Origin of the sequence: Novosphingobium sp. 18050 (genome assembly GCF_902706195.1) — a bacterium.
Taxonomy (GTDB): Bacteria; Pseudomonadota; Alphaproteobacteria; order Sphingomonadales; family Sphingomonadaceae; genus Novosphingobium.
Genome location: NZ_CACSJO010000013.1, coordinates 94,339 through 120,685, shown reverse-complemented (window position 1 = coordinate 120,685; position 26,347 = coordinate 94,339). Strand labels below are relative to the sequence as shown.

Here is a 26,347-nt window from a genome sequence, read left to right as displayed (position 1 = left end):
GAGGCCTCCGTCACTCCCAAGGCCGAATCTGACCTGGCTCTATCCGGTGCAGCGCCTCCAGTCGGCGGGCCTGGCGCGATTCCAGCGCCAGCGTCAGGATCGGCTGCGGCGTCTTGACGAACTGCCGCGGCGACATGCCGAACAGCTCCGTGAATTCGTGGATGAGGTGGCTCTCGTCGTAATAGCGCAGGGCAATCTCGTCCCCCTCACGTGCATCGGCTACCCCGCGCAGGTGGCTTGCCATGTCGAGCGCGCGGGCGCGGCGCAGCACCTGCTTGGGCGCCATGCCGAAGTCGCGGCTGACCACACGCTCCAGCTTGCGCCGCTCCACCCCGCATTCGACCGCCGCATCGCTGACCGACATACCGGGATCGCGAAAGGTGATCTCTTCAAATCGCGACGAGATGGGATCGGGCAGGCTGCCGCCCAGATGCTCCACCCGCTTGCGCAGCAGCCCTTCCAGCGATTCCAGCCATTCTTCGGGAGAGGCATCGGGGGCGAACAGCTCCAGCATCCGGTCCGAAGGCGTGGCGACAACGCCCGAGGGCACCAGCCGGTCGACGAAGTCTCCCACGCGCGGCCCTTGCAGCGCAGTGCAGGCCCCGGGGCGGATCGCCATGCCAATGCTGGTGAAGCTGCCGGTGACGGAAACCGGCATCCGGCGCGACTGCGGGCCCAAGAAGATCGCCGCCCGCCCATAACGCTCCGTCCCGGTTGCGGTTTCGGCAGTCCATTCACCGGCCAGTTGGACACGAATGCAGGCAGTGTCGTTGAACAGCCCGCACGATAGCGTGTAGTCAACCGGCGCCTGAACTACCGTGACGTACAAACGCGCGATCCAAGGGGCCAGGTCCGGCGCCGGTGCTCGGTTGTACGACAGGGGTTGCCCGTCCCTTGTGATGCCCTGTTGCGGCGCGATTGTAGAATCTACCGCAGGACGGTTCTTACGCTGCATGCCCACTTCTAGCTGCGAATACCCGACCACAGCGATACTGGCGCCGCAAAGGCGCGGCAATGCGGGAAAATCCACCCGCCCTGTTATAATTTTACAGGTCTGTCGGTTTCAAACCTGTAACCTTGACCACACGGGCGCCGGGAAGGCACAGCAGCGCCATGAAGATCGAACAGGACATCGCCCTTGCCCTCCGCCTTGCCGATGCGGCGGGAGAGGCGATTCGCCCCCACTTCCGCACTGGCATCGGCGCCGAGCGCAAACCGGACGCCTCGCCCGTAACGGTGGCGGACCGCGCCGCCGAGGAGGCCATGCGCCGCATCCTCAAGGCAGAGGTCCCCCCCGACACCATCATCGGCGAGGAATTCGGCACCGATGAAGGCGCCTCGAACCGGACCTGGGTGCTCGATCCGATCGACGGCACCGTCTCGTTCATCGGCGGGCGTCCGATCTTCGGCACCCTGATCGCGCTGCTGGTCGATGGCTGGCCCGTGCTGGGCATTATCGACCAGCCGATCCTGCGGGAACGCTGGGTCGGCGCCAGCGGCTATGCCACCACCTTCAACGGCCGCGAGGTCCGCACCCGCCCCTGCCGCGAACTTTCCGAAATGATGCTGGCCACTACCGGCCCGCAATACTTCGACGAGCACGAGGGCGAGCACTTCATGGCACTGGCGGCCAAGACCGACCACAAGCGCATGATGATGGGCGGCGACTGCTACAACTACGGCCTCCTCGCCAGCGGCCACATCGATCTCGTCTGCGAAGCGGGCCTCAAACTGCACGACTGGGCGGCGCTGGTCCCCGTCGTCGAAGGCGCCGGCGGCACCATGTGCGACTGGAACGGCGAGCCGCTCAACATTGAATCGGACGGCCACGTCCTCGCGATCGGCGATCCGGCGCGGCTGGAGGACGTGGTCGAAGCGATGGCGTGCCATCACCACTGAGAGCATGACGCGTCCCCTGCCGCTGTTCGTCTACGGAACCCTGCAACCTCATGCGGGAACGCAGATGAGCGACTGGCTGACCCCGCGCCTGCTCCGCAGCGAGCCGGCGACGATGCCCGGACGCCTATACGGAATTCAGGGCGGCAGCGGCTGGTTTCCGGCACTGGTGCCTGCATGGGACAGTGAGGTTGTACGCGGCACATTGTGCATGCTGCGGCTGGAGGCGGGCGACCTGGCGCTGCTCGACCGCTATGAAGGCGCTGAGTACCGCCGCGTGGTGGTTGAAGCGCAAACCGCATCCGGGGGCGAAGTCTCTGCTCAGGTCTATCTCTGGCGCGCCGCGTTACCGCCCGGCGCCCCGCTGATCCCCGGCGGCGACTTCCTCGATTGGCTGCGCACCGGCCGCCGCAAGGCTTTCTCCGCCTCATAGGCCGCCCGGTGCGTACAGCGCTTGCCTTTCGCCGTGGTCCCCACTAAGGGCCGGCGCTTCAATCGACACGGATGAATCTTTTCGAAGAGATTCGCGGGTCGGCCTGGCGAAAAGGGCTGCCATGGCCGACGGGACGTGTCCCTGACAAAGGAGACGCAAATGCCCAAACTGAAGACCAAGAGCGGCGTTAAGAAGCGCTTCCGCCTCACCGCCACCGGCAAGGTCAAGCATGGCGTGGCCGGCAAGCGCCACCGCCTGATGAACCACAACGGTAAGTACATCCGCCAGAATCGCCGTACCGACGTCATTTCTGACGCCGATGCGAAGACGATCAAGAAGTGGGCGCCCTACGGGCTCAACTGAGGAGTACTAACCGATGAGCCGTATCAAAAGGGGTGTAACCACCCGCGCCAAGCACAAGCGTATTCTCGAGCAGGCCAAGGGCTACCGTGGCCGCCGCAAGAACACGATCCGCGTCGCACGCCAGGCCGTCGAAAAGGCTGGCCAGTATGCGTATCGCGACCGCAAGATCAAGAAGCGCACGTTCCGCGCTCTCTGGATCCAGCGCATCAACGCGGCTGTCCGCGCTGAAGGCCTGACATACTCGCAGTTCATCCACGGCACCAAGCTGGCCGGGATCGAACTGGACCGCAAGACCATGGCTGATCTTGCCATGAACGAAGGCGGCGTGTTCAGCACCGTCATCGCTCAGGCGAAGGCAGCACTGCCCGCAGCGGCGTAACAACGCCGCTCGCGCTTGCAGCGTGATGAAAGGGCGCGGATGGCATATGCTGTCCGCGCCCTTTTCGCGTCTGAGCTTTCCGCTGCCGCATCCTCCCCTCTTCCGTTGCGATTCGCGGCCCTTCTCCCTAAGGAGCACGGCACCGAATATTCCCTAATCAAGCAGGCGGACGACCAGTGGACTATGCAGCAACCGGCCAGGAGGCGCTCTCGCGGATAGCGGGCGCCCATGATCTCGATACGCTGGAGTCCCTGCGCATCGAATTTCTGGGCAAGCAGGGGTCGATCTCCGGCCTGCTCAAGACCCTGGGCAAGCTCGACCCCGAGGAACGCAAGATCGAAGGCCCCAAGATCCAGGGCCTGCGTGAAAGCGTGACCGAGGCTCTCGCCGGTCGCAAGGACGCGCTGGAAACCGCCGCGCTCGACGCGCGCCTCGCCGCCGAAACGATCGACCTCTCGCTCCCCGCCCCGGCGCTGCCGCGCGGCGCCGTCCACCCGATCTCGCAGGTGATGGACGAACTGGCCGAAGTGTTCGCCGACCTCGGCTTCGCCGTCGCCACCGGGCCCGAGATCGAGGACGACTGGCACAACTTCACCGCGCTCAACATGCCGGAAAGCCACCCGGCGCGCGCGATGCACGACACCTTCTACTTCCCGGACAAAAACGATGCCGGCCGCGAGATGCTGCTGCGCACCCATACCTCGCCAGTGCAGATCCGCTCGATGATCGAGACGGCGAAGGCCAATCCGGGCGGCGCCCCGCTGCGCATCGTCGCGCCGGGCCGCGTCTACCGTTCGGACAGCGACGCCACCCACACCCCGATGTTCCACCAGATCGAGGGCCTCGTCATCGACAAGGGCATCCACCTCGGCCATCTGAAGTGGACGCTGGAAGCCTTCCTCAAGGCGTTTTTCGAGCGCGACGACATCGTCCTGCGCCTGCGCCCCAGCTATTTCCCCTTCACCGAGCCTTCGATCGAGGTCGATGTCGGCTATTCCAGCACCGGGGGCCGCCGCGTGGTCGGGGGTTCGGGCGATGCGCCGGGCCATGCCTGGATGGAAGTGCTGGGCAGCGGCATGGTCAACCGCCACGTCATCGCGGCGGGCAATTTCGATCCCGACGAATGGCAGGGCTTCGCCTTCGGCATCGGCGTCGACCGGCTTGCCATGCTTAAGTACGGCATGGACGATCTGCGCGCCTTCTTCGACGGCGATGTGCGCTGGCTCTCCCACTACGGATTCTCCGCCCTCGACGTGCCGACCCTTTCGGGCGGCGTTGGCACGCCGGTCTGAGCGGAAAGGAATAGACAATGAAGTTCTCGCTCTCCTGGCTGAAGCAGTACCTGGACACCGATGCGTCGATCGAGCAGATCGCCGCCACTCTCAACGCCATCGGCCTCGAAGTCGAAGGCATCGAGGACCCGGCCGAGAAGCTGGAAGGCTTCCGCGTCGCCCGGGTGCTGACAGCCGCGCGTCACCCCGATGCGGACAAGCTGCAGGTGCTTTCCGTCGATACGGGTGACGGCGCGCCGCTGCAGGTCGTGTGCGGTGCCCCCAATGCGCGCGCCGGCATGATCGGCGTGCTGGGCCTGCCCGGCGCGGTGGTTCCGGCCAACGGCATGGTCCTCAAGAAATCGGCGATTCGCGGTGTCGAATCGAACGGCATGATGTGCTCCACCCGCGAACTGGAGCTGGGCGAGGACCACGACGGCATCATCGAACTGCCTGAGGACGCCCCCATCGGCACGCCTTTCGCGCAGTACCACGGCGCAGATCCGGTCATCGACGTGGCGATCACGCCCAACCGCCCGGACTGCATGGGCCTCTACGGCATAGCGCGCGATCTTGCGGCGGCTGGCATCGGCACGCTCAATCCCCTTCCGGTCGAGGACATGCCCGGCACCTTCCCCTGCCTGGTCGACGTGCGCACCGAAGATGCCGAGGGCTGCCCGGCCTTCTACGGCCGCGTCATCAAGGGCGTGAAGAACGGCCCCTCGCCGCAGTGGCTGCAGGATGCGCTGAAGTCTGCCGGTCAGCGCCCGATTTCTGCGCTGGTCGATGCGACCAACTTCATCATGCTCGCCTTCGGGCGTCCGGCCCACGCCTATGACCTTGCAAAGCTGAGCGGCGCCGTCGTCGCCCGGCGCGCGGTCGAGGGCGAAACGGTCGTCGCGCTGAACGAGAAGACCTACATCCTGGACGCCGAGATGACGGTGATCGCCGACGACGCGGGCGCTCACGATATCGCGGGCATCATGGGCGGCCAGCATTCCGGCTGCGGCGATGACACCGCCGACATCCTGCTCGAAATCGCCTACTTCGATCCGACCCGCATCGCGAAGACGGGCCGCAAGCTCAACCTCACCTCCGACGCGCGCGGCCGTTTCGAGCGCGGGATCGACCCGCAGTTCCTCGACACCGGCATGGCGCTGCTGACCGGGCTGATTGTGAAGCTGTGCGGCGGCGAAGTGTCCGAGGTCGTGCGCGCAGGCGCCGCGCCGGGCACGCCGAAGATCGTCCACTTCGAACCCTCGCTGGTCGAGAAGCTGGGCGGCGTCACCGTCAATCCCGGCGAGCAGAAGCGCATCCTAGAAAGCCTCGGCTTCTCGGTGGTTGAGGGTGAAGGATGGGCGGTCACCGTCCCCGGCTGGCGTCCCGACGTCGACGGCGCGCCCGACATCGTCGAGGAAATCGTGCGTATCCACGGCCTCGACAAGGTCGAGAGCGTCCCCCTGCCCCGCGCGGAAGGCGTCGCCCTGCCCACCGCCACGCCCGCGCAGACGCTTGAGCGCCGCGTGCGCCGCGCCGCTGCCGCGCGCGGACTGCAGGAGGCCGTCACCTGGTCGTTCCTGCCCGAAGCTCCGGCGCAGACCTTTGCCGAGGGCGAGCTGTGGGTTCTTGCCAACCCGATCAGCGAGGACATGAAGGCCATGCGCCCCTCGCTGCTGCCCGGCCTGCTGATGGCGGCCCGGCGCAACCTCGATCGCGGTGCATCGGCCCTGCGCCTGTTCGAGATCGGCCGCCGCTATCTGCGCGGCGCCGGCGGCGCGAGCGACGAACGCCTCGCCCTCGGCCTCGTGCTGGCGGGCGAGAAGACCCCGCGCGGCTGGGCCACCGGCAAGGCCGCTCCTTTCGACGCCTATGACGCCAAGGCCGAAGTCGTCGCCCTGCTCGCCGAAGCCGGCGCGCCGGTCGACAAGCTCCAGGTCATGGGAGAGGCCGGGCCGCAGTTCCACCCCGGCCAGTCCGCCACCCTGCGCCTTGGCCCCAAGAACGTGCTGGCCCGCTTTGGCATGCTGCATCCCAGGATCGCCAAGCAGTTCGACATCGACGGCCCCGTGGCCCTGGCCGAGATCTATCTCGACGCCATTCCGGGCCGCAAGGGCGCGGCGGCTTTCGCCCGCACCTCCTACGCGCCCCCGGCACTGCAGGCAGTGACGCGCGACTATGCCTTCCTCGTCCCCGCCAGCCTGCCCGCCGCCGATCTGGTGCGTGTGGTGCAGGGCGCGGACAAGGCGAACATCGTCGCGGCCCGCCTGTTCGATGACTTTCGCGGACAGGGCGTTCCCGAAGGCCAGAAGTCGCTCGCTCTCGAAGTCACGCTCCAGCCGCTCGAAAAGAGCTACAAGGACGACGACCTCAAGGCGATCAGTGACAAGGTAACCGCCGCCGCCGCCAAGCTGGGCGCGGTGTTGCGAGGCTGAACGGACAGGAGATCGCCGGTGGCTGACATGGAATTCGTGACCATCTCTTCCGGCGATCTCACCGCCCGGATCAACCCGCTCGGGGCCGAGCTGTGGTCGCTCACCGACCGCCAGGGGCGCGAGTACATGACCAGCGCCGACCCGGCATTCTGGACCGGCCACGCCCCTCTGCTATTCCCGATCGTCGGCGCCCTGAACGGCGACCGCTACCGCGTCGACGGGCGCGAATATACGCTGGCAAAGCACGGCTTCGCACGCCGCTCGATGTTCGAGATCGTCGAAGCCGGCGCGGACCACGTCCGCCTGCGCCTTGCCGACAGCGAGGCGACGCACAGCGTCTACCCCTTCGCCTTCGTCCTCGAAATGGCCTTCCGCCTCGACGGCTATGCTCTGCACATGGAAGCCACCATCACCAACCCCGGCGAGGAGGCGCTGCCCTTCAGCTTCGGCTTCCACCCTGCCTTCGCCTGGCCCCTGCCCGGCGGCGCGGCCAAGGACGATCACATGATCGCCTTCGAACATGGCGAGCCTCAGCCGATCCGCCGTATCGAGCAGGAAACCGGCCTCGTCCTGCCCGAACCCGTTCACACCCCCGTCCACGGCCATCTCCTGCACCCCGAGGCCACGCAGTTCGAGGCGGATGCCCTGATCTGGGACCATCTCGCCAGCCGCTCGCTGACCTTCGGCGCGGCCGGTGCAGCGCAACTTGCCATCGCCTTCCCCGACACGCCGATGCTGGGCATCTGGCAGAAGCCCGGCGCGGCCTACCTGTGCATCGAGCCCTGGCAGGGCATTGCCGACCCGCTCGGCTTTACCGGCGACTACCGCGAAAAACCCGGCGTGATCTCTCTCCAGGCGGGCGAGGCACGCAGCTTCCGCATGGACGTGGCCGTCCTCTCGGCCGATTGAAGGAGTTTAGAATGAAGACCGTACTCGTCACCGGCGCCACCTCCGGGATCGGCGAAGCCTGCGCCCGCGCTTTCATCGGCGCCGGCTGGCGCGTGGTCGGCACCGGACGCCGCGCCGAACGGCTTCAGGCACTGGCCGATGAATTCGGCGCGGAACGCTTCCACGCTTGCCCCTATGACGTGCGCGACGAAGCCGCCCGCGATGCCGCTCTCGGCGCACTGCCCGAAGCCTTCGCCGGGATCGACTGCCTGGTGAACAATGCCGGCCTCGCGCTGGGCGCCTCCCCCGCGCAGAAGGCCGACATCGCCGATTGGAAGACGATGATCGACACCAATGTCGTCGCCCTCGCCTCGCTCACCCACAAGCTGCTGCCGGGCCTGATCGAGCGCAAAGGCGCGATCGTCATGCTGTCATCGGTGGCGGCGACCTACCCTTATACCGGCGGCAACGTCTACGGCGGCACCAAGGCCTTCGTACGCCAGTTCGCGCTGGGGCTGCGCTCGGACCTGTCGGGAACGGGCGTGCGCGTGACCTCGATCGAGCCCGGCATGGTCGAAACCGAATTCACCGTCGTGCGCAATGGCGGCGACCAGCAGGCCTCGGACACTCTCTATTCCAGCGTCAACCCGCTGACCGGCGCGGATATTGCCGAGACCGTGTTGTGGGTCGCCACGCTGCCGGCGCACGTCAACATCAACACGCTGGAACTGATGCCGGTGAACCAGTCGTTTGCAGGGTTTCAGGTGGCACGAGAAGGGTAAGACGAAATTCTGGGGCCATCGCCCCAGACCCCCTTACTGTCGTTGTGGTGCGTGCAGCCGCCTTGGGTGCTCCCTGCTGCCGAAGGCTATCATGTCTCCCGACTCACCGTCGGCGCATAATCAGGCTGCACGCGTGACCTCGACATTCCCGGGGTCTGGGGCAATGGCCCCAGGTCTTACTCTTCAGACTTCTCTCCGGGACAACCCGGATAACGCCAACTGCCGATCAATCTCGGCAACCAGCCGCGCCAGCCCCTCCACCGTGTCGCTTTCCGCGCGGGCAGTCAGGGCGGCCTGCGTGTTGGACGCCCGCAACAGCCACCAGCCATCGGGTAAGGTCACCCTTACCCCGTCGAGGGCGTTGACCTCGGTGCCGGCTTCGACCAGCCGCGCGTGTACTTCCTCGATCACCGCGAACTTTCGCTCTTCCGGGACGGCGAAGCGTATCTCGGGGGTGTTGCACATCGCGGGCATCGCATCGCGCAGCTGGGCCAGCGACGCGCCGAGTCTCGCGCTGGCGGCGATCAGGCGCACGGCGGCGTAGAGGCCGTCGTCGAAACCGTAGTAATCGTCGCCAAGGAAGATGTGGCCGCTCGTCTCTCCCCCGAGCAGCGCGCCCGTTTCCTTCATTCTGGATTTTATATGGGAATGCCCTGAAGGCGCCATTTCGGCAATCCCGCCCAGTGCCCGCACGGTGTCGTAGACGGCGCCCGATGCCTTCACATCCGCGATTATCGTGGCTCCCGGGTGGCGGGCCAGAACGTCGCGGGCGTAGATCATGACCAGTTGGTCGGCGTCGATCACTCGGCCCTGTGCATCGATAACCCCGATGCGGTCGGCGTCGCCATCGAAAGCCACTCCGAAATCGAGGTTCTTCGCCGCGACGAGCGCGCGCAGGTCTGCGAGGTTCGCCTCGATCGTGGGATCGGGATGGTGATTGGGGAACCGCCCGTCCACTTCGGAGAAAAGCAGATGGTGTTCGCCCGGCAGCCGCGAAGTCAGCAGTTCCAGAGCGGGTCCGGCAGCGCCGTTGCCGGCGTCCCAGCCGATGCGCAGGGCGCCGATGTGATCTGCATCCAGACCGGACAACCCCTGAAGCAGCCGATCGACGTAGAGTGGGAGGAATTCCTGCAGTTCGCAGCGCCCAGCGGGTTCGTCCTGCTCGGTGGCAGCCCAGTCTCCCGCTGCCGCCATCGCGCCAAGACGCTGGATATCCGCACCGAAGAACGGCCGGCCTCCAAGCACCATCTTGAAGCCATTGTGATCGGCGGGATTGTGGCTGCCAGTTACCTGAATGCCGCCCTGCACATCTTCGGCTGACACTTCGGCGAAGTAGAGCATCGGCGTGGCGGCAAGGCCGATGCGCACCGTGTCCACGCCGCTTGCCGTCAGACCTTCGACCAGCGCCTGTTCCAGCATGGGCGAACTGAGGCGGCCGTCACGGCCCACCACCAGCCGGTGCCCGCCGGACCGGCGCAGCACGGTGCCGAAACTGCGGCCAATGGCATAAGCGTCTGCCTCCCCCAGCGTCTGCCCGACAACGCCGCGGATATCGTATTCGCGCAGCACCGACGGATCGAAGCGGTGGCTCACCTCACACGTCGACCGGCAGCTGGGCAAGCAGGACATCGCGCGCGGCGTTGGCCTCGTGGACCTGTTCGTTGCTGCCGCCGCGGTCGGGATGGACGGCGGTGATGCGGCGGCGGTGTGCTTCCACGATCTCGCGGCGATCGGCATTGGCAGCGACGCCCAGAAGGGCACGCGCCTGTGCGGCTTCGAACGAAGGCGCCGCCTTGCCGGCAACCTTGCCCTGCCAGGGCCAGCGCCCCTTCATCATCCGCCAGACGATGCAGCCCAGCGCGACAAGCCAGATCAGCTTGATCATCGGCCGGCGGCGATGAGCGCGGGTTCATCTGCCCCGCGCACGAGCTTGGGAAGGTTCAAGCCGGCGACGAGGCCGCGTACTTCCTGCCGGGCGACGAGATGGCTGGTGCCCAGATCCCCCAGATAGCCCTTGTCGAGCAAGGTCAGCCCCGAGGGGAACAGCTCGCGGAAGATCACGCGCTCGGACAGGCCGCCGGCGATACGGAAGCCCGCGCGCTTCGACAGTTCCTGAAGCGCGCCGTCGATGCGGCGCATGTTGCGTGCCTCCACGTGCTGGACGCGGTTGCGCACCACCACCCAGTCAAGCTCGCGCCGCCCTTCGGCGAGGGTCTTGAGGCCGCGCTTCTTGCGCGCTTCCCACATGACCTCGGCATAGAAGGACAGCCGCTTGACCTTGAAGGTCTCGCTCTCGACCTGACCGAGAAGGTCGAAGTCCACGAAGCTGTCGTTCAGCGGGGTCACCAGCGTATCGGCCGTGGTGGCGACATGGCGGGCGAAGAGATCGTCGCGGCCGGGCGTGTCGAAGACGAGGAAATCGTAGCCCTCGGCGATCTGCTCGGCGAGGTCGTCGAGTTCGCCCAGATCGTCACCGTCGTAGACCGCGAAGCGCGCGCCGGGCAGCGAGATATCACGGCGACGCTCGGTCTCCATGCGATTTTCGAGGTATCGGTACAAAGTCCGCTGCCGGTGATCGAGGTCGATTGCCGCTACTTTGGCCCCCTGATAGGCGAGCGCAATGGCGACATGGACGGCAGTCGTGGACTTGCCGGTCCCGCCCTTCTCATTGGCAAAGACGATACGATGCGCTGTCACAGGACCGTTACGCTTTCTTCTAGCGGCCCCGATGGGACCGACCGTTTCTATTCACCCCGGACCGGCCAGGCCGGTCCGTCAGCTCAATTCAATTGCCCCCAGAAGCGCGCAGCGGCTAAGGCCGGCGCGCCAGCCGGTCGAAGCCCACCATACTGGAGCAGTGAAGCTCAATGCAAATCATCCACACTCTTGATCCACTACGCCGTGCAATCGAGCACCTGCGCGAGACCGGGCCGGTCGCCCTGGTGCCCACGATGGGCGCGCTCCATGAAGGGCATCTGACACTCGTTCGCGAGGCGCGCAAACATGCCGCGAACGTGGTCGTCTCGATCTTCGTGAACCCCTTGCAGTTCGGCGCAGGCGAGGACCTGGACGCCTATCCACGCCAGCTGGAACGCGACGCAGGCCTGCTCGCGGCCGAAGGCGTGGACGTGCTGTGGGCGCCCACGGTGGACACTATGTACCCGGCCGGCTTTGCCTCCAACGTCTCGGTCGCCGGGGTAAGCGAAGGCCTCTGCGGCGCGGCCCGGCCCGGCCATTTCGACGGCGTCGCCACGGTCGTGGGCAAGCTGTTCAACCAGATCCTGCCGGACGTGGCGCTATTCGGCCAGAAGGACTGGCAGCAGATCGCGGTGATCCGCCGCATGGCGCGCGACCTCGACCTTACCCGCCCGGCGGCGGACAATATCCTGGGCGTCGAGACGGTACGCGAACCGGACGGCCTCGCGCTGTCCTCGCGCAATGCCTACCTCTCGCCCGAGCAGCGCGCCGCCGCAGTCGCCCTGCCCATCGCCATGCGCGCCGCCATCGCCGCGATTGAAGCCGGAGCCGAAGTGCCGGCCACGCTAGCGAAGCTGGAGGCCGACATCCTTGCCGGCGGCTTCCATGCGATCGATTACGCCCAGCTGCGCGAGGCGGCCGACCTGGAACTGCTGGATGCGCGCACCGACAAGCCGATGCGCTTGCTGGTCGCGGCACGGATCGGCACCACCCGGCTCATCGACAATATGGCCGTCACTCCCGCCAACAATTGAACAATCAGGAAAATTTCTCACAGACATCGTCATTTGTTCGTGCCAAAATCGCGCTCTATCTGACGTGTCGCCCTGCGGATCGGGCGGACCGCGCCATCACAGCGCGGTAAAATGGGAGCAACGATCGACATGAAAACCTCTGTCTGCGCGCTTGCCGCGCTTGCTATTTCTCTGACCGCGACGCCGACGCTCGCTGCCGACAAGTCTTCTGCCCGCAAGCAGCAGGAAACCCGCACCCAGAACATTCCGATGTGCACCAAGAAGCTGGGCAGCGTCGCCATCGTCGAGCCCGACAACCAGTGGTGGCGCGAACTGAGCCTGGGCAGCCCCGAGGCGATCCTGCGCGTCTTCGTGCAGAAGTCCGGCTGCTTCACCCTGGTCAATCGTGGCCGCAGCCTTGAAAACAGTGCGATGGAACGCGCCCTGGCCGCACAGGGTGAACTGCAGAAGGGCTCGAACATCGGCAAGGGCCAGATCAAGGCGGCGGACTACTTCCTGCAGCCCGACATCGTCTCGACCAACAACAACTCCGGCGGCGGCGGCCTCGGCGGCGTGCTGGGCGGAGTGGGCGGCATGTTCGGACGCGGCATCGGCGCCATCGCCGGCGGCCTCAACGTCAAGAAGGGCGAGGCCAATGTCACCCTCTCGATCGTCAATTCGCGCACAACGGTGGAAGAAGCCCTGACCGAGGGCTACGCGCGCAAATCCGACGTCAGCTTCGGCGGGGGCGGCGCGGGCTTCTTCGGCGGAACCTTCGGCGGTGTCGGCGGCGGCGGCTATCAGAACACCCAGATCGGCCAGATCATCGTACTTGCCTACCTCGACGCCTATACGCAGCTGGTCACCCAGCTCGGCGGCCTGCCGGTAGACCCCTCCGCAGCCGCGCCCCAGGCGCACTGAAGCGGATCGGCGCAAGGGGCGTGCACGGGGTCCCGGGGCAACCCGGGACAACACGCCCTCAAGCGCCTGCCATCGGCGGGTTCCCGCGCATGAGCGCCGCATAACAGCCATTGTCAGGCGACCCCGCCGAGGCCGTGGTTTATTTTGCGAATCAACGTACCATGCGGGGAATAGGCACCGGGGGACGGACTATTCGCGACTGGGCTCATCACTGGCATGGCGCCGGCGAAACAGGATGCCACATGGCTTCAGACATGAATGGGGGCGTAGCCGCCATGAGGGAGACAAAGCTGGCATGAGCGGGCTGAACATCCTCTACATCGAGGACGATTCGCGCGCCGCCGCGCAAGTCGGCGAACTGGCGGGCGGGTCCGGCGACACGCTGACCTGGTGCGCGACCGGCAATGACGGCCTCAAGCGCGCCGGGGCCGATCGCTTCGACGTCATAATCCTCGATCGTATGCTGCCGGACCTCGACGGGCTGACCATCCTGTCGCGCCTGCGCGAAAGCGGAGTGGGCACGCCGGTCCTGTTGCTCTCTGCCCTGGGCCGCACCTCCGACCGCGCCGAGGGGCTGAATGCCGGCGCCGACGACTACCTGGCCAAGCCTTTCGAGGGGGAGGAACTACTCGCCCGCCTGCGCGCGCTGCACCGCCGCTCCTCGGGGCGTGAGCATTCCGCAGTGATCCTCTACGGGGCGTTCGAGTGCCACGTGAAGGCCCGGACCGCCTTTCGCGACAATCGCCACCTCTCCCTCAGCCCGAAGGAATTCGAGCTGTTCCGCTACTTCATGGAGAACGCGGGCGAAGTGCTCACCCGCGAGATGCTGCTGCGCGACGTGTGGAAGATGAACTTCGACCCGCAGACCAATGTCGTCGATGTCAACATCGGGCGCCTTCGCCGCAAGCTGGAAGAAGGCTTCGAACGGCCGGCGCTCGAGACGATCTGGGGGTCAGGATACAGGCTATTGGACGGCCGGTGAGAGGCTTGCCCGGATCGGCACTACCCCGCAAAACGAAGACCTGGCGGTGAGCCGCGTCTTCGTCATCCGCCACTCCATCTTCGCGCAGATCGTGCTCTGGGCGATCTTCACGGCGGCGACGATCACTTTCGGCCTGTGGGTACTGACCAACGCGACGATCCAGCGCACCAGCCGCCAGGCCCTCGAACGCGCGGTCAACGTCGACCTTGCCGGCATGGTCGACATCTACGCCAGCGGCGACAAGGACGAACTGGCCAAGCGCATCAACGACCGTCTCGCGCTGCAGCAGCGCGACGGAGACGCCGCTCACTACCTGCTCGCGGACGCGCAAGGCACGCGCATCGCCGGCGACCTGACCCGCTGGCCAGGCCTTCATGCCGGCATCTCCGAAGCGGCAGACATGTACATCGACGGGTCCGGCCAGGCTTTCGCCCGCTCAACCCAACTCGGTCCGAACCTGCGCCTGCTTGTCGCCCACGAATACCGCGACCTCGGGCTGTTGCTGCGGCAGGTCGCTCTGGTGTTCCTGACCGGCGGCGTGCTGGCCGTGCTGGCAGTGGCACTGGGCGGGTGGACGGCAGCGCACCGGCTGGCAGGAAGGCTCGAGCGGATCAACGCCGCTTTCCGCCAACCCGACGATGCCGCGCTTGAGGAACTGGCGCGCGGATCGGCCGGGCATGACGAGATCGACGAACTGGCCAGCCATTCGGGCAATGCCCTCGCCCGGCTCAAGCGCCTGGCCGCCTCCCACCGCGAGACGAGCGACCACGTCGCCCACGAGATGCGCACGCCCCTCATGCATCTCGACAACCGGCTGGTGAAAGCGCTGGCGGCCACGCCCGATGCCGAGACTGCCGCGCGCATCGCCGATGCCCGCACCGAGATTCGGGGCATCATCCGAATGCTCGAATCTCTGCTCGACATTGCCGCCAGCGAAGCCCGGCGCGGCGACCGCCACGGCCTTGCCCCGGTGGACCTCAGCGCGCTTGCGGCTCGGCTTGGCGAGCTTTACGCTGACAGCGCCGAAGAATCGGGCCACGTCCTGCAACTAGACATTGAGCCCGAAGTGACGATCGACGGCGAGGAAATGCAGCTGACCAGGCTCATCACCAACCTGCTCGACAACGCCTTCAAATTCGTGCCGCGTGGTGGTATTGTCCGTCTCAAGCTGCGCAGGGGACCGAGGCTGATCGTCAGTGATGACGGCCCGGGTATCCCCGAAGACCAGCGCGAAAGTATTTTCGAGAAATTCAACCGGGGCGGAAGCTGCTTCGGCACGGAAGGCGCCGGCCTCGGCCTTGCCCTGTGCCGCGCGATCGCCGAACGCCATCACCTGAAGATTGCTCTGGCCCCCACCGATCGGGGCGCCTGTTTCACCGTTACCCCGGAGTTCCAACGATGAGCCCTGTATCGCGCAAATGCGCGGTTCTCGCAGCATCTACCGCCGTTATTCTGGCCGTACCGGGCGCCGCCGCGCAGGAGCAGGCGTCCGCCGCTCCCCTTGCCCTGGGCGAACGCGTCGCACTGGCGCTCGCCACCGCGCAGACCGCCCAAAGCCACGCCGACCGCGAAGGGCTGGCGCAGGCGCTGGGCGTGATCGAGCGTTCCGGCGCCCGCCCGCTGAGCGACTGGAACGGCGAAGACCCGGTGCCCGCATGGCGCACACTGGCGGCCCCCATGCCCAGCCCCCTGCGCGGCAGCGCGCTTGGCCCCGGCTACCGTGCCGGCAAAGCGCAGCCAGGCCGCAGCGACAGCTTCGAGCAGGTCTTCCTCTCGGGCAAGAAAGCGAGCATCGCCCTCTCCACGCCCAGCGATACGCCCCTCACCCTGCAAGTCCTCGACGCCGAGCGCCGCGCAGTGTGCAGCACCGCGGACGCGCGCCGCGCCTGCCGCTGGGTTCCGGTGTTCACCCAGCGTTACGTGATCGAGGTTCGCAACGGCGGCAACCGCGTGGCCGAGTACTTCCTCGTCGTCGAATAACGAACCGCGCCTGATCCGGCCACACCCCGCCGACAGCGCCGCCTTTCAAAAGCACCGCAATCAGCATGCGTTCCAACCCGTGATCTCGGTCCCCCGACGGCGACGCCCACTGAGCAGGATCGTCCCAAAGCCCCGGTCTTCATGGGCCAGTCCCTCACCAGCACGCCTGTTCAAGGTAGCTCCGACCTCAAACACCACCTTCCCGCTCAATATTACGGCCGATGATCGTATGTCCTTTTGCAAAGGCCCCTTCAAAACATTCCGGCCGATGATCTCATCGCAGGTTGAACTGCTCGCGCACCCGAAACTGGTAGACTGAGCTTCGGCGGGGCAAGCCACAAATCTGCCATGTACAACCCAGACGTCAGAAGCTGGCCTAGATTGACAAAATCAGCGTCTTTTCATGGGTTTGTGGCGGCTTGGAGCGGGTAGCGGGAGACTGCCAGACCTCTGAACCGGGTCCGGGACTACGACGTTGATCTGGCGCGATTTCCTTGGTGGCCGGGTTCGGTTCGGTAGCGGGAACCGCATGGCACCTATAACTGATTGAAATGAAATATAATGCTGCATTGCAGCAAAATTTAGGCCCCACAGTGAGGCCCCACTCCCTTTTCGCTAATCGGGTTCGAAGCACAAACAGGGTTCGCTTGGCTGCCCTCGAACAGGAACTACCATAGCTCGCGTCGTCGATTCGGGCGAGTTGCCAATAAACATGACTGATCCGCCGCTGTCCTCCGTGCTTAGCGCAAAAGGCAATTCGTGTAGTCTCCGGTCTTTTCGACCCTAGTCGGACGCTCAGCGAGCAAATTTCGCTCCCCAATTGCAGACCGTTCGGTATTCCGAAGGCTCCCGACCAGATTACGCCGATCGAGTGGCTAGCGGTAGGTTCCGCCGGAAGGTGCCGCTGGGGTTCGGGGAAACGCAAGCAGCAACAATCGCCATTGTTGCCTTAAGGCTTGCGGGAAGTGGGGAGCTTGCACCAAATATGCGGAGCAATGGAAAACCCCTACGAAACCGCCAAAGCGTTCGCGCTTGATTTCGGGCAGACGGAATATGCGCTCAAGCGCTCCGACTATCTTCGAAAGAACAAGGACGTCGCCGAGGCGGACTGGGACTCATTCGCCGGCGATCTCGGCACGGATTTTTTCGCGCATATAGTTAAGAAGGAGATCGCCAAGACACTGATTGGCGATCCACCGCGTCGACTGATGGCAGACATGACTTGGTCACCAGAGAAAACCTCGCCGCTCACCAACGTGCACGAGTTGATAGTTCAAGGCGTATGTCGCGTGCGGAATAGCTTTCTTCACGGAGAAAAATTCACAGGCGGACCAGAGGGGCAGTGGGATCGCGACCTTACGCTAGTCAAAGAGGCGCACGCCGTGCTGACGGAAGCGATGGCCTTCGGGCACCTCACGCACGATTGAGCAAGGGTTGCGGCGAATGCGCTTCACAAAATCCGAAGGACTGACACAGTCCGAAGCGCTTCTTGCCTCGCTATGCGAGCGATCGTTCTTTGCGCTGTGGACATAAAGAAATCGCTTCATTTTGGAGATACCTGATCCGGAAACCTAAATAATATCGAATATATCGCCTTCGCCGTATTGACATCTGGTCCATGCGACACCCAGTTTCGATGGCAAGGGTGGAGTAATAGGTTCGACGACTACCGTCGTCATGGGCGTCCTGCCCGACTTAGGATATCCAGCTAAGTATACGAGCGAATGGAGTGCGGTCCGTGTGGGCTGATACTGAGACCGACGTCGACTTTCTGAATTACTCCGAGGTCGCCGAGCTAATCGCTGAGATGATCGGCGATGATACCCTCCTGCCGATGTCGCTGGGCGTGTTTGGCGGCTGGGGCATCGGGAAGTCCAGCACGCTCAATCTGGTGGAGAGCCTGCTGAAAGAACAGGGCGACGCCCATCTGATCGTCCGGTTTGACGCTTGGCTCTATCAGGGGTTCGACGACGCCCGTGCTGCTCTGATGTCGGTCATCGCGAATGCCCTCGCTGCCGCAGCGCCGGAAGGCATGAAGACGAAGGCAGGCAGCCTCATCAAACGTGTGAATAAGATGCGCGTCCTAGGGCTGCTGGTCGAGGGTGGTGCGGCGGCGATGGGCTTCCCCACCTTCGGAGCGGCTGGTCGGCTGGTCGAGGCCAGCGGCAAGGCGTTGGGCGCGGGGCTGGACGACAAGGATCGCGAGGATGCTGGTGAAGATGCGGAGAAGCTAGCCGAAAAGGCCGGCAAGCTACTGGATCCCGCCAAGGCGCCAACCGAGGAAATCACGGCATTCCGGGCGGAATTCGGCGAAATTCTTACCGGGCTCGAAAAGAAGTTGGTCGTCTTCATTGACAACCTCGATCGCTGCCTGCCGGCCAATTCCATCCAGACTCTAGAAGCGATCCGCCTGTTCCTGTTCCTTCCGAACACGGCCTTCGTCGTGGCGGCCGACGAGGACATGATCCGGCACGCCGTGTCTCAGCACTTCCATGATCCCGACGATCGTCTCGTCACTGACTATCTCGACAAACTCATCCAAGTGCCGGTCTACGTTCCGCGTCCGGGGATCCTTGAAATCCGCGCCTATCTCACGATGCTGAACGCCGTGCGCTCTGGCTGCGGCGAGGATAAGATCGCCGCGCTTCGTACCTTCCTCATCGAGGATTTGCGGCATTCCTGGAAGGATGGCGACGGCTATGACGTCGACAAGGTCATGGGGTTGCTCGGCTCGAACGATCCGACCCTACGCAATCAGATCGAGCTCGGTCTCCGAATGGCGCCGACGCTGGCCCAATCGGCGAAGGTGAACGGCAATCCGCGGATCGTGAAGCGCATGATGAACGTGGTGCGAATGCGCTCGTCCGTCGCGAAGCGTCGGACGATGAACCTCGACGAGGCAATTATCGCCAAGCTCGCGCTATTCGAGCGATGCGTTGACGGCAAAGCCATTCAGGCTCTCCAGCGGGAGATTCAGACCGCCGAGGCGGGCAGGTCGGAGCTGTTCGCCAAGGCCGAGGCGGCGCAGACTGAGGGGGCACTGCGCGGCCTTCTGCCCGAGGCCCTGAAACCGCATCTCTCCGTTTTGCGAGACTGGTTCGGCCTGCCTCCGAAACTGGCCGGCGTCGATCTTCGCCCGGCCGTCTATCTCTCGCGCGAGACCGTGCCGATGCGCCTACGCGGTTCGACTTTGTCGCCCTCGACGCTGGGTGCGGTCGAGGCGTTGCTCACGACTGCGACCATCGGCTCTTCCGTCGCGCAAGAGACCGCTGCCGGGATCGATCCGTCCGAGGCGGTCGCGGCTATGGAGGCGATGATCGCCGAGATACGCAAAAACACGGAATGGTCGAAGGGCAGAAACGATGTGCGCGGCAGCGTGATTCTGGCTCGGGCTTGGCCCGATGCGGCAACGAGGCTCAACCAGTATCTCACTTCGCTGACCGATAAGCCTAAATGGCTGAAGGCGCTGATCAAGAATGATACCTGGATCGAGCTGGCCTGATGGGTACATCCGCATCCGCGAAGGGGCCGAACAGCAGGTCGCCGCTGGTCCCGCCTTGGGCCGACGCCACACCGGGCGCGCCAGTTCCGCAGCCTACGGGGCAGCGCTTCCGTAGCTTCCGAACCGAATTCGGTAAGGTCGCCAGCGGTAACGGCGGTTCGCTGGGCAAGGCGCTGAAGAAGTATGCCTCAGCCGCCACCGGCGGTTCGTCCGTCGGTCCACGGCGCTTCGGACCTGCCTATGCGGCCGGCGCCGATCTCGCGCAGGCCTTATCCGGTGGCCAGATCCAGACCGCGTCCGGGACATTTGACCTAGCCGCTCTGGCGGGCTTGCCAATGGACGAGGCGGCGCAGGCGATCGCCGAGACACTCGCTCCCGAGAACGCCGACGCCGACCAAGTTCGCGCGGCGATGCAGGAGGCCCTCGCCGAGGTGCTGGGCGACGAAGGCGTATTCGACCCAGCTTCGATCAAGCCCGACCAGATCATCACCATACTGGTCGAATTCTTCTCGCAAATTCTCTTCCAGGAAATATCGGCCGCCGCAGGCGAGGCTTGGAAGAAGGCGCCGAGTGTCGAGCGCTCGACCGCCACGGAGAACGAGCTTCTCGAAGTGGTACGCGCCGCGATGGACGCGCATCTCTCTTCCCGGCTTGTAGGCGACCTTGGCACCCTGACTCGCGATCAGATTGCAAAGATCGAACAGGCCGCACTCGCCGACATCTGGCAGGTGTGGAGCGACACGGAATGACCCGCGTCGTTCTTAGGCTGGATCCCAAGCGTCTCGGCGAAGGACTTGGGGGCGAGGACATCCCGGTCCTGCTCTACGGTGCCCACACTTCGGTTCCAGGCGCAGGCCTCGTCGGCAATGACCTTCGCGACCGCTTCTCGCGCCTGGCGGTTCCCCCTTCTCGTCAGGCGATGGACCTCGTCGCCGTGGCGATGGCGATCACCGCCGCCGACACCTTCGTCCTGCGTGACGACACCGCCGACGGATGGCGCCGGGACATCGAGATCGACCTGCCGGTGACCGAGCCAGATCGCTGGAGATCGCTGACCCCGCTGCTCTCCAAGGCGCTGAACTTCCTCAGCGGCGACAGCTGGACGTTCGTGTTCCGTGGCGGCGGGCTCGAGCCGCCATCCAAGCGGGACGTGCACCGTCGTGAAGTCATCGACCCGTCCAAGATCGACGCCGTTGCTCTCTTCTCCGGAGGCCTCGACAGCGGGCTCGGCGTCATGGATCTGATGGATGGCGGAATTCGTCCGCTTCTCGTCAGCCATGCGCCTCGTGGCGACAAGACCTATCAGGGAGCGGTCGCCAGCCTGCTGCCTTGGACGCCACAGCGCTTCGAGTTCAATAGCTACCCTAGCCGCGAGGGCGTCACCGAGATCACTACGCGCACGCGCAGCTTTCTCTTTCTCACCTTCGCTGCCCTGGTGGCGCAGGCGGTCCGAACTTTCCGTGGACCTGCCTCAATCAACCTCTACATGTGCGAGAACGGCCTTATTGCTCTCAATCCGCCCCTCACGGCTCGCCGGATCGGCGCGCTCAGCACGAGGACGGCCCATCCCCACTATCTTTCGCTTCTTCAGGAATTGTTCGACGCGATCGATCTCGGCGTCAGGATCATCAATCCGCATCGGCACGAGACTAAGGGCGAGATGCTCGCACGCCGGGCGAATCAGGCGAATATCGCAGAGTTTGCGACGGCCACCGTGTCGTGTGGAAACTGGAAGCGGAAGAACATGCAGTGTGGTCGCTGCTGGCCATGCTCCATCCGTCGTTCGTCTTTCCACCGGGCCGGCCTGTCCGACGGAACCGAATACGACACGGATAGACTGGTCGACGCGCTGGCCGAAGACGACTACAGGGACGACGTCGTGTCCATCCACACAGCGCTCAAGCGCCGCTATGATCGCGGACTTCGCAGCTGGGTGATGCAGACTGGGCCACTCCCGCAAGACCTCACCGAGCGCACCGCGCTCTTCAGCGTCGTCGAACGGGGGATGGACGAACTTGAGAGCTTCTTCGCGTCGCATGGGCTGAGCATTTGATCGACTTCCACTGCCATCTCGATCTCTATCCGGATCCCGTCCGTGAAGTCCGCGATGCGGAAGCCGCTGGCATCTATGTCCTGTCCGTCACGACTACTCCTCGCGCCTGGGTTCGCACGGCGCAGCTCGCGAAGGGGCATAAGCGGATCCGTACTGCGCTCGGCCTGCATCCGCAGCTTGCCCACGAGCGACATAACGAGTTGGGCCTTTTCGAGGAACTGCTTCCACGTTCGCGCTATGTCGGAGAGATCGGCCTAGATGGCGGCCCGGGCTATCGCGAGCACAGCGCGTTGCAGAGGAAGGTTTTCGATACCGTCCTGCGCCTCTCCGATAAGGGTGGTGGCCGGATCATGAGCATTCATAGCCGGCATGCCGTAGACGAGATTCTCGAGCGGCTCGCAGCGGTTCCTGGTGCGGGCCTGCCGATCCTCCACTGGTTTTCGGGATCCGCCACTCAGCTTCGGCGAGCGACCGACATCGGTTGCTGGTTCTCCGTGGGGCCGGCCATGCTTCGTGGTGCGAAGGGTAGATCGCTCGCTAAAGCGATGCCGCGCGATCGCATTCTCACTGAAACGGATGGGCCTTTTGGCAAGGGCCCAAATGGTCCGCTGCACCCGGTCGATGCTTGGGTGGCGGTCAAACAGCTGGCAACAATATGGGGGATCTCTCCTGGGGAAGCCGAAAAGCAGCTTCTCGACAACCTGCGATCTTTAAGCGCATCCGGGCCGGATCACATCCGCGCGCGATCGCCGATCAGTCAGCGTACGATCGCATAGTTCAGAACTACGAGTGCTACTCAGTTCGAGAAATAACTGATTTCGAGAGCAAAACGGAGATGGCTCTTCGCTGCTGGGTGACCACTTTAGCCAAAGCACTTCGGCAAAGTCGACGATCGCAAATGTCCCAACCTTGGACCGTTCTCCTGCTTCTTGCCGAAATGAACGAAGGGCGGCTCAGGCCAGGTTGGCGCCCGATAGGAGACTTTCCGGATTGTCCCACCCTCCGACGTTAGCAGCCCTTCAACGGACCGCAGATGGCTTGCTTCACGATCGTCAGCTTCCTGTCACGGCGGGACATTTCCCGGAATTCCCTCTCGCCTGCGATCAGCTGCCCTTCGTGACGCCCGTGCGGATGGTGCAAGAGGCCGCCCGCGCTTTGTCATGAGCCTGCTGCATGCAATCCGAAAACTGGGCGCGCTTCTCTTCCGGCAGCCGCAGGAACTCAGCCACTTGCTCCCACCGCTTCGGAGCGTAGACCTGCATCAAGCGCTCGCCAGCGGCCCAGCCATCGCGGTTCATGGTTTCGACAGCAGCCTTCTCCCGCCACAGCCAGCTGTCGGGAACGACGTTCAGCGCCGCGCGAGGCACCAGGAACATAAGCATCGCGCCAAGCACGATGCCCACGCCCCCACAGTACATGAGCCAGCGATCCTGCTTTCCGGCTTCCCTGGCGGAATAGACGACTTCCCGGATTGAACTGGCCTCGGCGTTCAACTGCTGGCGCGCCCGAGACCAGGCCTCCTGCTCGACCTCCCGCACTGCCTTTGCTGCCGCGTCGATCTGGCCCGCAACTTTTTCCGGCGTCAAAGCCATCGCTGGCCGGCGGCTGAGGAGGTTGATCCCTTCTCTCAGCCGCTCGATGCGAACATCGATCTGAGCCAGATCCTTGCTGTAGTCGCGCTCCTGCAGGTCATCAAAGCGCATGGCAAAGCCATCAATGGCGGCTGACATTCCTGCAAGACGGCGGTTCATTGCCTCGAACGCCTCGGTTGCATCAAGCTCGGCTGGTGGGTCGTTTTCAGTCATGCGCGAAGCCTAACGCTCAAGTCCACGCGAGCGCGAGCGGCTGATCCAGTCCTGGATGTCCCGAGACAAAGTACTCCCCTCCCGGACCTTGAGGCCCAGTTCGTGAGACCTCATGCGAAGCCGGGATTCCAGTTCCGGGTCGCGATGGAAGCTCTTTGCCAGGTGATCGATTCGCTCTGCCGCACGCTCGGCGCCAAGATGATCGCCCATCTTCTGGAGTCGCAGGAACTGCCGGGTACGGGTCCGCCATTCCTCAACGAAGCGGTCGGCACGCCGATCGGCCGCGACACGGATTTCGCTTTCCATCCGCATCGCCTGGATGGCGCGCGTACTTTTGCCTTTGGCGGCCTCGTCCATCAGCGACGGGTCCTTCCGCATGGCCGCATATGCATCCTCTGCGCCATTCTGGCGCTGGGCATCGAGGTCGCGCCCTGCGCGTTCGATCGCCTGCCTTTGGCTGACGATCGGATTGAGCCCCTGATGCTGCATACGATCGATGTCGCGTAGGGCCCGTCCGTAGCGCGCGACGGCCACATCGAGTGGCTGGGCCTGCTGAGGCGTCGGCTCCGGCGGCGCCTTGAACCGTAGCCCTGCGAAGGGATTGCGCCGTACCTGTGGTTCGCGCTCCGGCTTGAGTGCGATTTCGGGCTTCGGTACACGTGCAGGCACGCGGGCATAGTCCGAGGCCATGTCCTTGGACCGCTCGCGGCTGAGCGCGCGGACAAGCCGATCCCGATCGGCAAAGTCGTCCCGGCCGTAATGAAGGTCAACGTTGTCCCGGTGCCGCGAAAGCGCCACATAGGACGCATGCCGATCGAGGCCCGGCGTTGCCAGCACATGGACGCTGTCCACCGTCATGCCTTGCGCCTTGTGGATCGTCGCAGCGTAGCCGTGATCGACATGGGCGTAATCCTTCAGGTCGAAGGCGACGGTCCGCCCGTCATCGGTGCGCACGAGCATGGCTGATCGGCTGACCTGCTCGACAGTGCCGAGCGTGCCGTTCTTGACCGCCAGGCTGCGCTCGTTCTTCAGGAACATCACCCGGTCGCCAGAGGCGAAGTCGCGCTCGCCCCGCTCGACCATGAGCCCCACGTCCTGCCCCAGCATCTGCGCTGCTCGCAGGCGGGTACGGGCAACCTCGTTCAGCTCGCGCACTTCCTCGTTGGTGTGGGTGAGGATGATGCGGCTCGTATCGGGCCGGGCCTGCCGTCCCCTGTCCCAGCGATCGATGAGGTCGGCGCGCGCCTGTTCGCGCGTCTCGGCGGCATGGACATGACCGGCCTGCTCGTAGGCCGCGAGTGCTTCGCCGGTGCGCCCGGTGGCGAGCTGGCGCGTCGCATCGCGCTGCCAGTCAATGGACTGGCGACGGATCGAGGTGATCTCCACCGCGCCGTGCCTTTCGGCGATCGAGCGGAACGAGGCGCCGGCCTCGATCGCCTGCAGCTGCTCGGGATCACCGACCAGCACCACCTTGGCGCCGCGCTTCTCGGCCTCGCGCATCACGCGTTCCATCTGGCGCGTGCCGATCATGCCGGCCTCGTCGATAACGAGGACGGACCTGTCGGTCAGCAGCTCGCGCTCCTGCGCCCATTGGTGCTCAAGACTGGCGATCGTGCGCGAGGCAATCCCCGAGCCGGTTTCGAGGTTTTCGGCAGCGATGCCGGACAAGGCCGCACCGCGCACCTCGTAGCCTGCCGCCTCCCAGGCGTCGCGCGCCACGCCCAGCATCGCGCTCTTGCCGGTGCCGGCATAGCCGATGACATTGCTGATGCCGCGCCCATCGGTCACATGCTCGAGCGCGCCGCGCTGTTCAGGCGACAACACCATGCCGCGCGCCTCGGCGCGGGACAGCGCCAGGTCGCGATGCCGATCTGGCAGGCCATGATGGCGCCGCGCCTCGAGCGTGGCGGTCTGGCGCTCCAGACGCTGCTCGGTCTCCAGCATCGCCCGTGAGGTGAAGCGGTCTTCGCCGCGCCCGTCCTTGCCCAGCCTGACGAGTTCGGGCGATGACTTCACCGTCGCCATCACCTGATCGAACTGATCCTTGCCCTCGCTATGGCGATGGACGAACATCGCAAGGTCCCGGGCGGTGAAGGTCGACTGCTGGTGGGTGATCGCATCGAGCGCGATCTCGGGATGCGCCAGCAGCTTCTCGCCATTGGCGCGGGCGATGGCGTGATGCTCGTCGAGCCGTTCGCTCTCCAGCCCTTGCCCGGCCATACGCGAAGCAGCCGGGCCGATCTTGTGCTGCGGTTCGAGCTCGATGCCCTGTGCTTCCAGGGAGCGGTGATCGACGCGGGCGTCGATATCGAGTGCTGCCAGCCGCTCATTGACATGCTCGGCCCAGGCCTCGCGCCAATGGGTGAGAAGTTCGGTCCGGTTCCAGTCGCGTACCTTGGGACCGAACCCTTCCTCGTTCACCTCGCGCATGCCCAGCATCACATGGGCATGGGGCTTGGGGCTGCCATCCTCGCCGATGTCCCAGTGCACATTGAGATCGGCGACCATGCCGCGCGCCACGAATTCGCGGTCAACGAAGTCACGCGCCAGCACGATCCCTTCGGCCTGGCTCATCTCGCGCGGGATGGCAAACTCGACTTCGCGGGCCAGCTGCGCGTCCTTGCGCTTCTCGATCGCCTCGACATCATTCCACAGCCGTTCTCGGTCGCGCCACTCTTCAGGCGCGCCCTCGGGCAACAGGATCTCGGAATGGACGACGCCCGCCTTGTTGGAAAAGTCGTGGGCACGATCGAGCCGCTGGTCGTGCAGCCGCGAGGCAGAACGATAGGCGGCTGCCGCCACGGCGGACGAGCCGCTGGCGCGCGAGATGACTTTGGCCGAGAAGTGGTAGATCGCCATGACGGCCTACCAATTACCCCTGAAAGCGCACGTCGGCACGACGTATAAGCGCGCCCTCGAACGATTTCATCTGCCTCGGGATCACGCAGTC

General features: G+C 64.9%; 24 protein-coding genes. 18 read left to right on the top strand and 6 right to left on the bottom strand.

All coding sequences use genetic code 11. From position 1 onward, the window contains the following. Positions 1-10: 10 nt before the first annotated feature. Positions 11-955: a helix-turn-helix domain-containing protein gene (locus GVL61_RS14255; RefSeq protein WP_159981183.1), complete on the bottom strand. Its 945-nt coding sequence runs from the start codon at positions 953-955 to the stop codon at positions 11-13. A gap of 158 nt (positions 956-1,113) precedes the next feature. Here GVL61_RS14255 and GVL61_RS14250 point away from each other — a divergent pair, with 158 nt between their 5' ends. The 8 genes from GVL61_RS14250 to GVL61_RS14215 all read left to right on the top strand — a co-directional run bounded on the left by GVL61_RS14250 (position 1,114) and on the right by GVL61_RS14215 (position 8,444). After that, the gene (locus GVL61_RS14250; RefSeq protein ID WP_159981181.1) at positions 1,114-1,899 is read left to right on the top strand and encodes an inositol monophosphatase family protein; all 786 of its coding nucleotides are present in this window, start codon (positions 1,114-1,116) and stop codon (positions 1,897-1,899) included. Between the two features lie 4 nt (positions 1,900-1,903). After that, complete coding sequence (locus GVL61_RS14245; RefSeq protein WP_159981178.1) at positions 1,904-2,329, top strand: gamma-glutamylcyclotransferase; 426 nt, start codon at positions 1,904-1,906, stop codon at positions 2,327-2,329. Between the two features lie 159 nt (positions 2,330-2,488). Beyond that, positions 2,489-2,692 (top strand): 50S ribosomal protein L35, encoded by a 204-nt coding sequence (gene rpmI, locus GVL61_RS14240; RefSeq protein ID WP_007687520.1) that lies wholly within the window; start codon positions 2,489-2,491, stop codon positions 2,690-2,692. A 13-nt stretch (positions 2,693-2,705) separates the two neighbouring features. After that, on the top strand, positions 2,706-3,071 hold the full coding sequence (gene rplT / locus GVL61_RS14235; protein ID WP_007687519.1) for a 50S ribosomal protein L20: 366 nt from the start codon (positions 2,706-2,708) through the stop codon (positions 3,069-3,071). Positions 3,072-3,247: 176 nt separating this feature from the next. Continuing rightward, on the top strand, positions 3,248-4,363 hold the full coding sequence (gene pheS, locus GVL61_RS14230; protein WP_159981175.1) for a phenylalanine--tRNA ligase subunit alpha: 1,116 nt from the start codon (positions 3,248-3,250) through the stop codon (positions 4,361-4,363). Positions 4,364-4,380: 17 nt separating this feature from the next. Then, on the top strand, positions 4,381-6,774 hold the full coding sequence (gene pheT / locus GVL61_RS14225) for a phenylalanine--tRNA ligase subunit beta (protein WP_159981172.1): 2,394 nt from the start codon (positions 4,381-4,383) through the stop codon (positions 6,772-6,774). An 18-nt stretch (positions 6,775-6,792) separates the two neighbouring features. Beyond that, entirely contained in the window at positions 6,793-7,683 is an 891-nt protein-coding gene (locus tag GVL61_RS14220) for an aldose 1-epimerase family protein (RefSeq protein WP_159981169.1), read from the top strand. Positions 7,684-7,694: 11 nt separating this feature from the next. Next, positions 7,695-8,444, top strand: a complete 750-nt coding sequence (locus tag GVL61_RS14215) for an SDR family NAD(P)-dependent oxidoreductase (RefSeq protein ID WP_159981166.1) — start codon at positions 7,695-7,697, stop codon at positions 8,442-8,444. Positions 8,445-8,627: 183 nt separating this feature from the next. On the opposite strand, the gene pgmG is transcribed toward GVL61_RS14215, so the two are convergent. From pgmG to GVL61_RS14200, 3 genes are read right to left on the bottom strand one after another with little or no spacing between them, the layout of a single operon-like run. Next, a complete protein-coding gene (gene pgmG, locus GVL61_RS14210; protein WP_159981163.1) occupies positions 8,628-10,037 on the bottom strand; it encodes a phosphoglucomutase/phosphomannomutase PgmG in 1,410 nt (469 codons plus the stop codon). Position 10,038: 1 nt separating this feature from the next. Next, positions 10,039-10,329 (bottom strand): J domain-containing protein, encoded by a 291-nt coding sequence (locus GVL61_RS14205; protein WP_159981160.1) that lies wholly within the window; start codon positions 10,327-10,329, stop codon positions 10,039-10,041. Further along, complete coding sequence (locus GVL61_RS14200) at positions 10,326-11,141, bottom strand: division plane positioning ATPase MipZ (RefSeq protein ID WP_159981157.1); 816 nt, start codon at positions 11,139-11,141, stop codon at positions 10,326-10,328. Before GVL61_RS14200 ends, GVL61_RS14205 begins: the two co-directional genes overlap by 4 nt. Positions 11,142-11,311: 170 nt before the next feature. On the opposite strand from GVL61_RS14200, the gene panC reads away from it, so the two are divergent. From panC to qatD, 10 genes are all read left to right on the top strand, one after another. After that, a complete protein-coding gene (gene panC, locus GVL61_RS14195) occupies positions 11,312-12,175 on the top strand; it encodes a pantoate--beta-alanine ligase (protein WP_159981154.1) in 864 nt (287 codons plus the stop codon). Between the two features lie 129 nt (positions 12,176-12,304). Beyond that, positions 12,305-13,075 (top strand): CsgG/HfaB family protein, encoded by a 771-nt coding sequence (locus GVL61_RS14190; RefSeq protein WP_159981151.1) that lies wholly within the window; start codon positions 12,305-12,307, stop codon positions 13,073-13,075. Between the two features lie 295 nt (positions 13,076-13,370). Then, a complete protein-coding gene (locus tag GVL61_RS14185; RefSeq protein ID WP_159981148.1) occupies positions 13,371-14,057 on the top strand; it encodes a response regulator transcription factor in 687 nt (228 codons plus the stop codon). A 46-nt stretch (positions 14,058-14,103) separates the two neighbouring features. Beyond that, the gene (locus GVL61_RS14180; RefSeq protein ID WP_159981145.1) at positions 14,104-15,459 is read left to right on the top strand and encodes a HAMP domain-containing sensor histidine kinase; all 1,356 of its coding nucleotides are present in this window, start codon (positions 14,104-14,106) and stop codon (positions 15,457-15,459) included. Beyond that, positions 15,456-16,037 (top strand): hypothetical protein, encoded by a 582-nt coding sequence (locus tag GVL61_RS14175; RefSeq protein ID WP_159981143.1) that lies wholly within the window; start codon positions 15,456-15,458, stop codon positions 16,035-16,037. Before GVL61_RS14180 ends, GVL61_RS14175 begins: the two co-directional genes overlap by 4 nt. A 995-nt stretch (positions 16,038-17,032) precedes the next feature. Then, positions 17,033-17,464: a hypothetical protein gene (locus GVL61_RS14170; protein ID WP_159981140.1), complete on the top strand. Its 432-nt coding sequence runs from the start codon at positions 17,033-17,035 to the stop codon at positions 17,462-17,464. Positions 17,465-17,775: 311 nt separating this feature from the next. After that, complete coding sequence (locus GVL61_RS14165) at positions 17,776-19,539, top strand: P-loop NTPase fold protein (RefSeq protein WP_159981137.1); 1,764 nt, start codon at positions 17,776-17,778, stop codon at positions 19,537-19,539. Further along, positions 19,539-20,288, top strand: coding sequence for a hypothetical protein (locus GVL61_RS14160; RefSeq protein ID WP_159981135.1), 750 nt, complete (start codon positions 19,539-19,541; stop codon positions 20,286-20,288). The genes GVL61_RS14165 and GVL61_RS14160 overlap by 1 nt, the downstream gene beginning before the upstream one ends. Then, a complete protein-coding gene (qatC, locus tag GVL61_RS14155) occupies positions 20,285-21,592 on the top strand; it encodes a Qat anti-phage system QueC-like protein QatC (protein WP_159981132.1) in 1,308 nt (435 codons plus the stop codon). The genes GVL61_RS14160 and qatC overlap by 4 nt, the downstream gene beginning before the upstream one ends. After that, a complete protein-coding gene (gene qatD / locus GVL61_RS14150) occupies positions 21,589-22,368 on the top strand; it encodes a Qat anti-phage system TatD family nuclease QatD (protein WP_159981129.1) in 780 nt (259 codons plus the stop codon). The genes qatC and qatD overlap by 4 nt, the downstream gene beginning before the upstream one ends. 327 nt (positions 22,369-22,695) lie before the next feature. Here qatD and GVL61_RS14145 read toward each other — a convergent pair whose 3' ends face one another. Both GVL61_RS14145 and traA read right to left on the bottom strand, forming a co-directional pair. Further along, positions 22,696-23,397, bottom strand: a complete 702-nt coding sequence (locus tag GVL61_RS14145) for a DUF6118 family protein (RefSeq protein ID WP_159981126.1) — start codon at positions 23,395-23,397, stop codon at positions 22,696-22,698. 9 nt (positions 23,398-23,406) lie between these two features. Continuing rightward, a complete protein-coding gene (traA, locus tag GVL61_RS14140; protein ID WP_159981123.1) occupies positions 23,407-26,256 on the bottom strand; it encodes a Ti-type conjugative transfer relaxase TraA in 2,850 nt (949 codons plus the stop codon). Between the last annotated feature and the right edge of the window lie 91 nt (positions 26,257-26,347).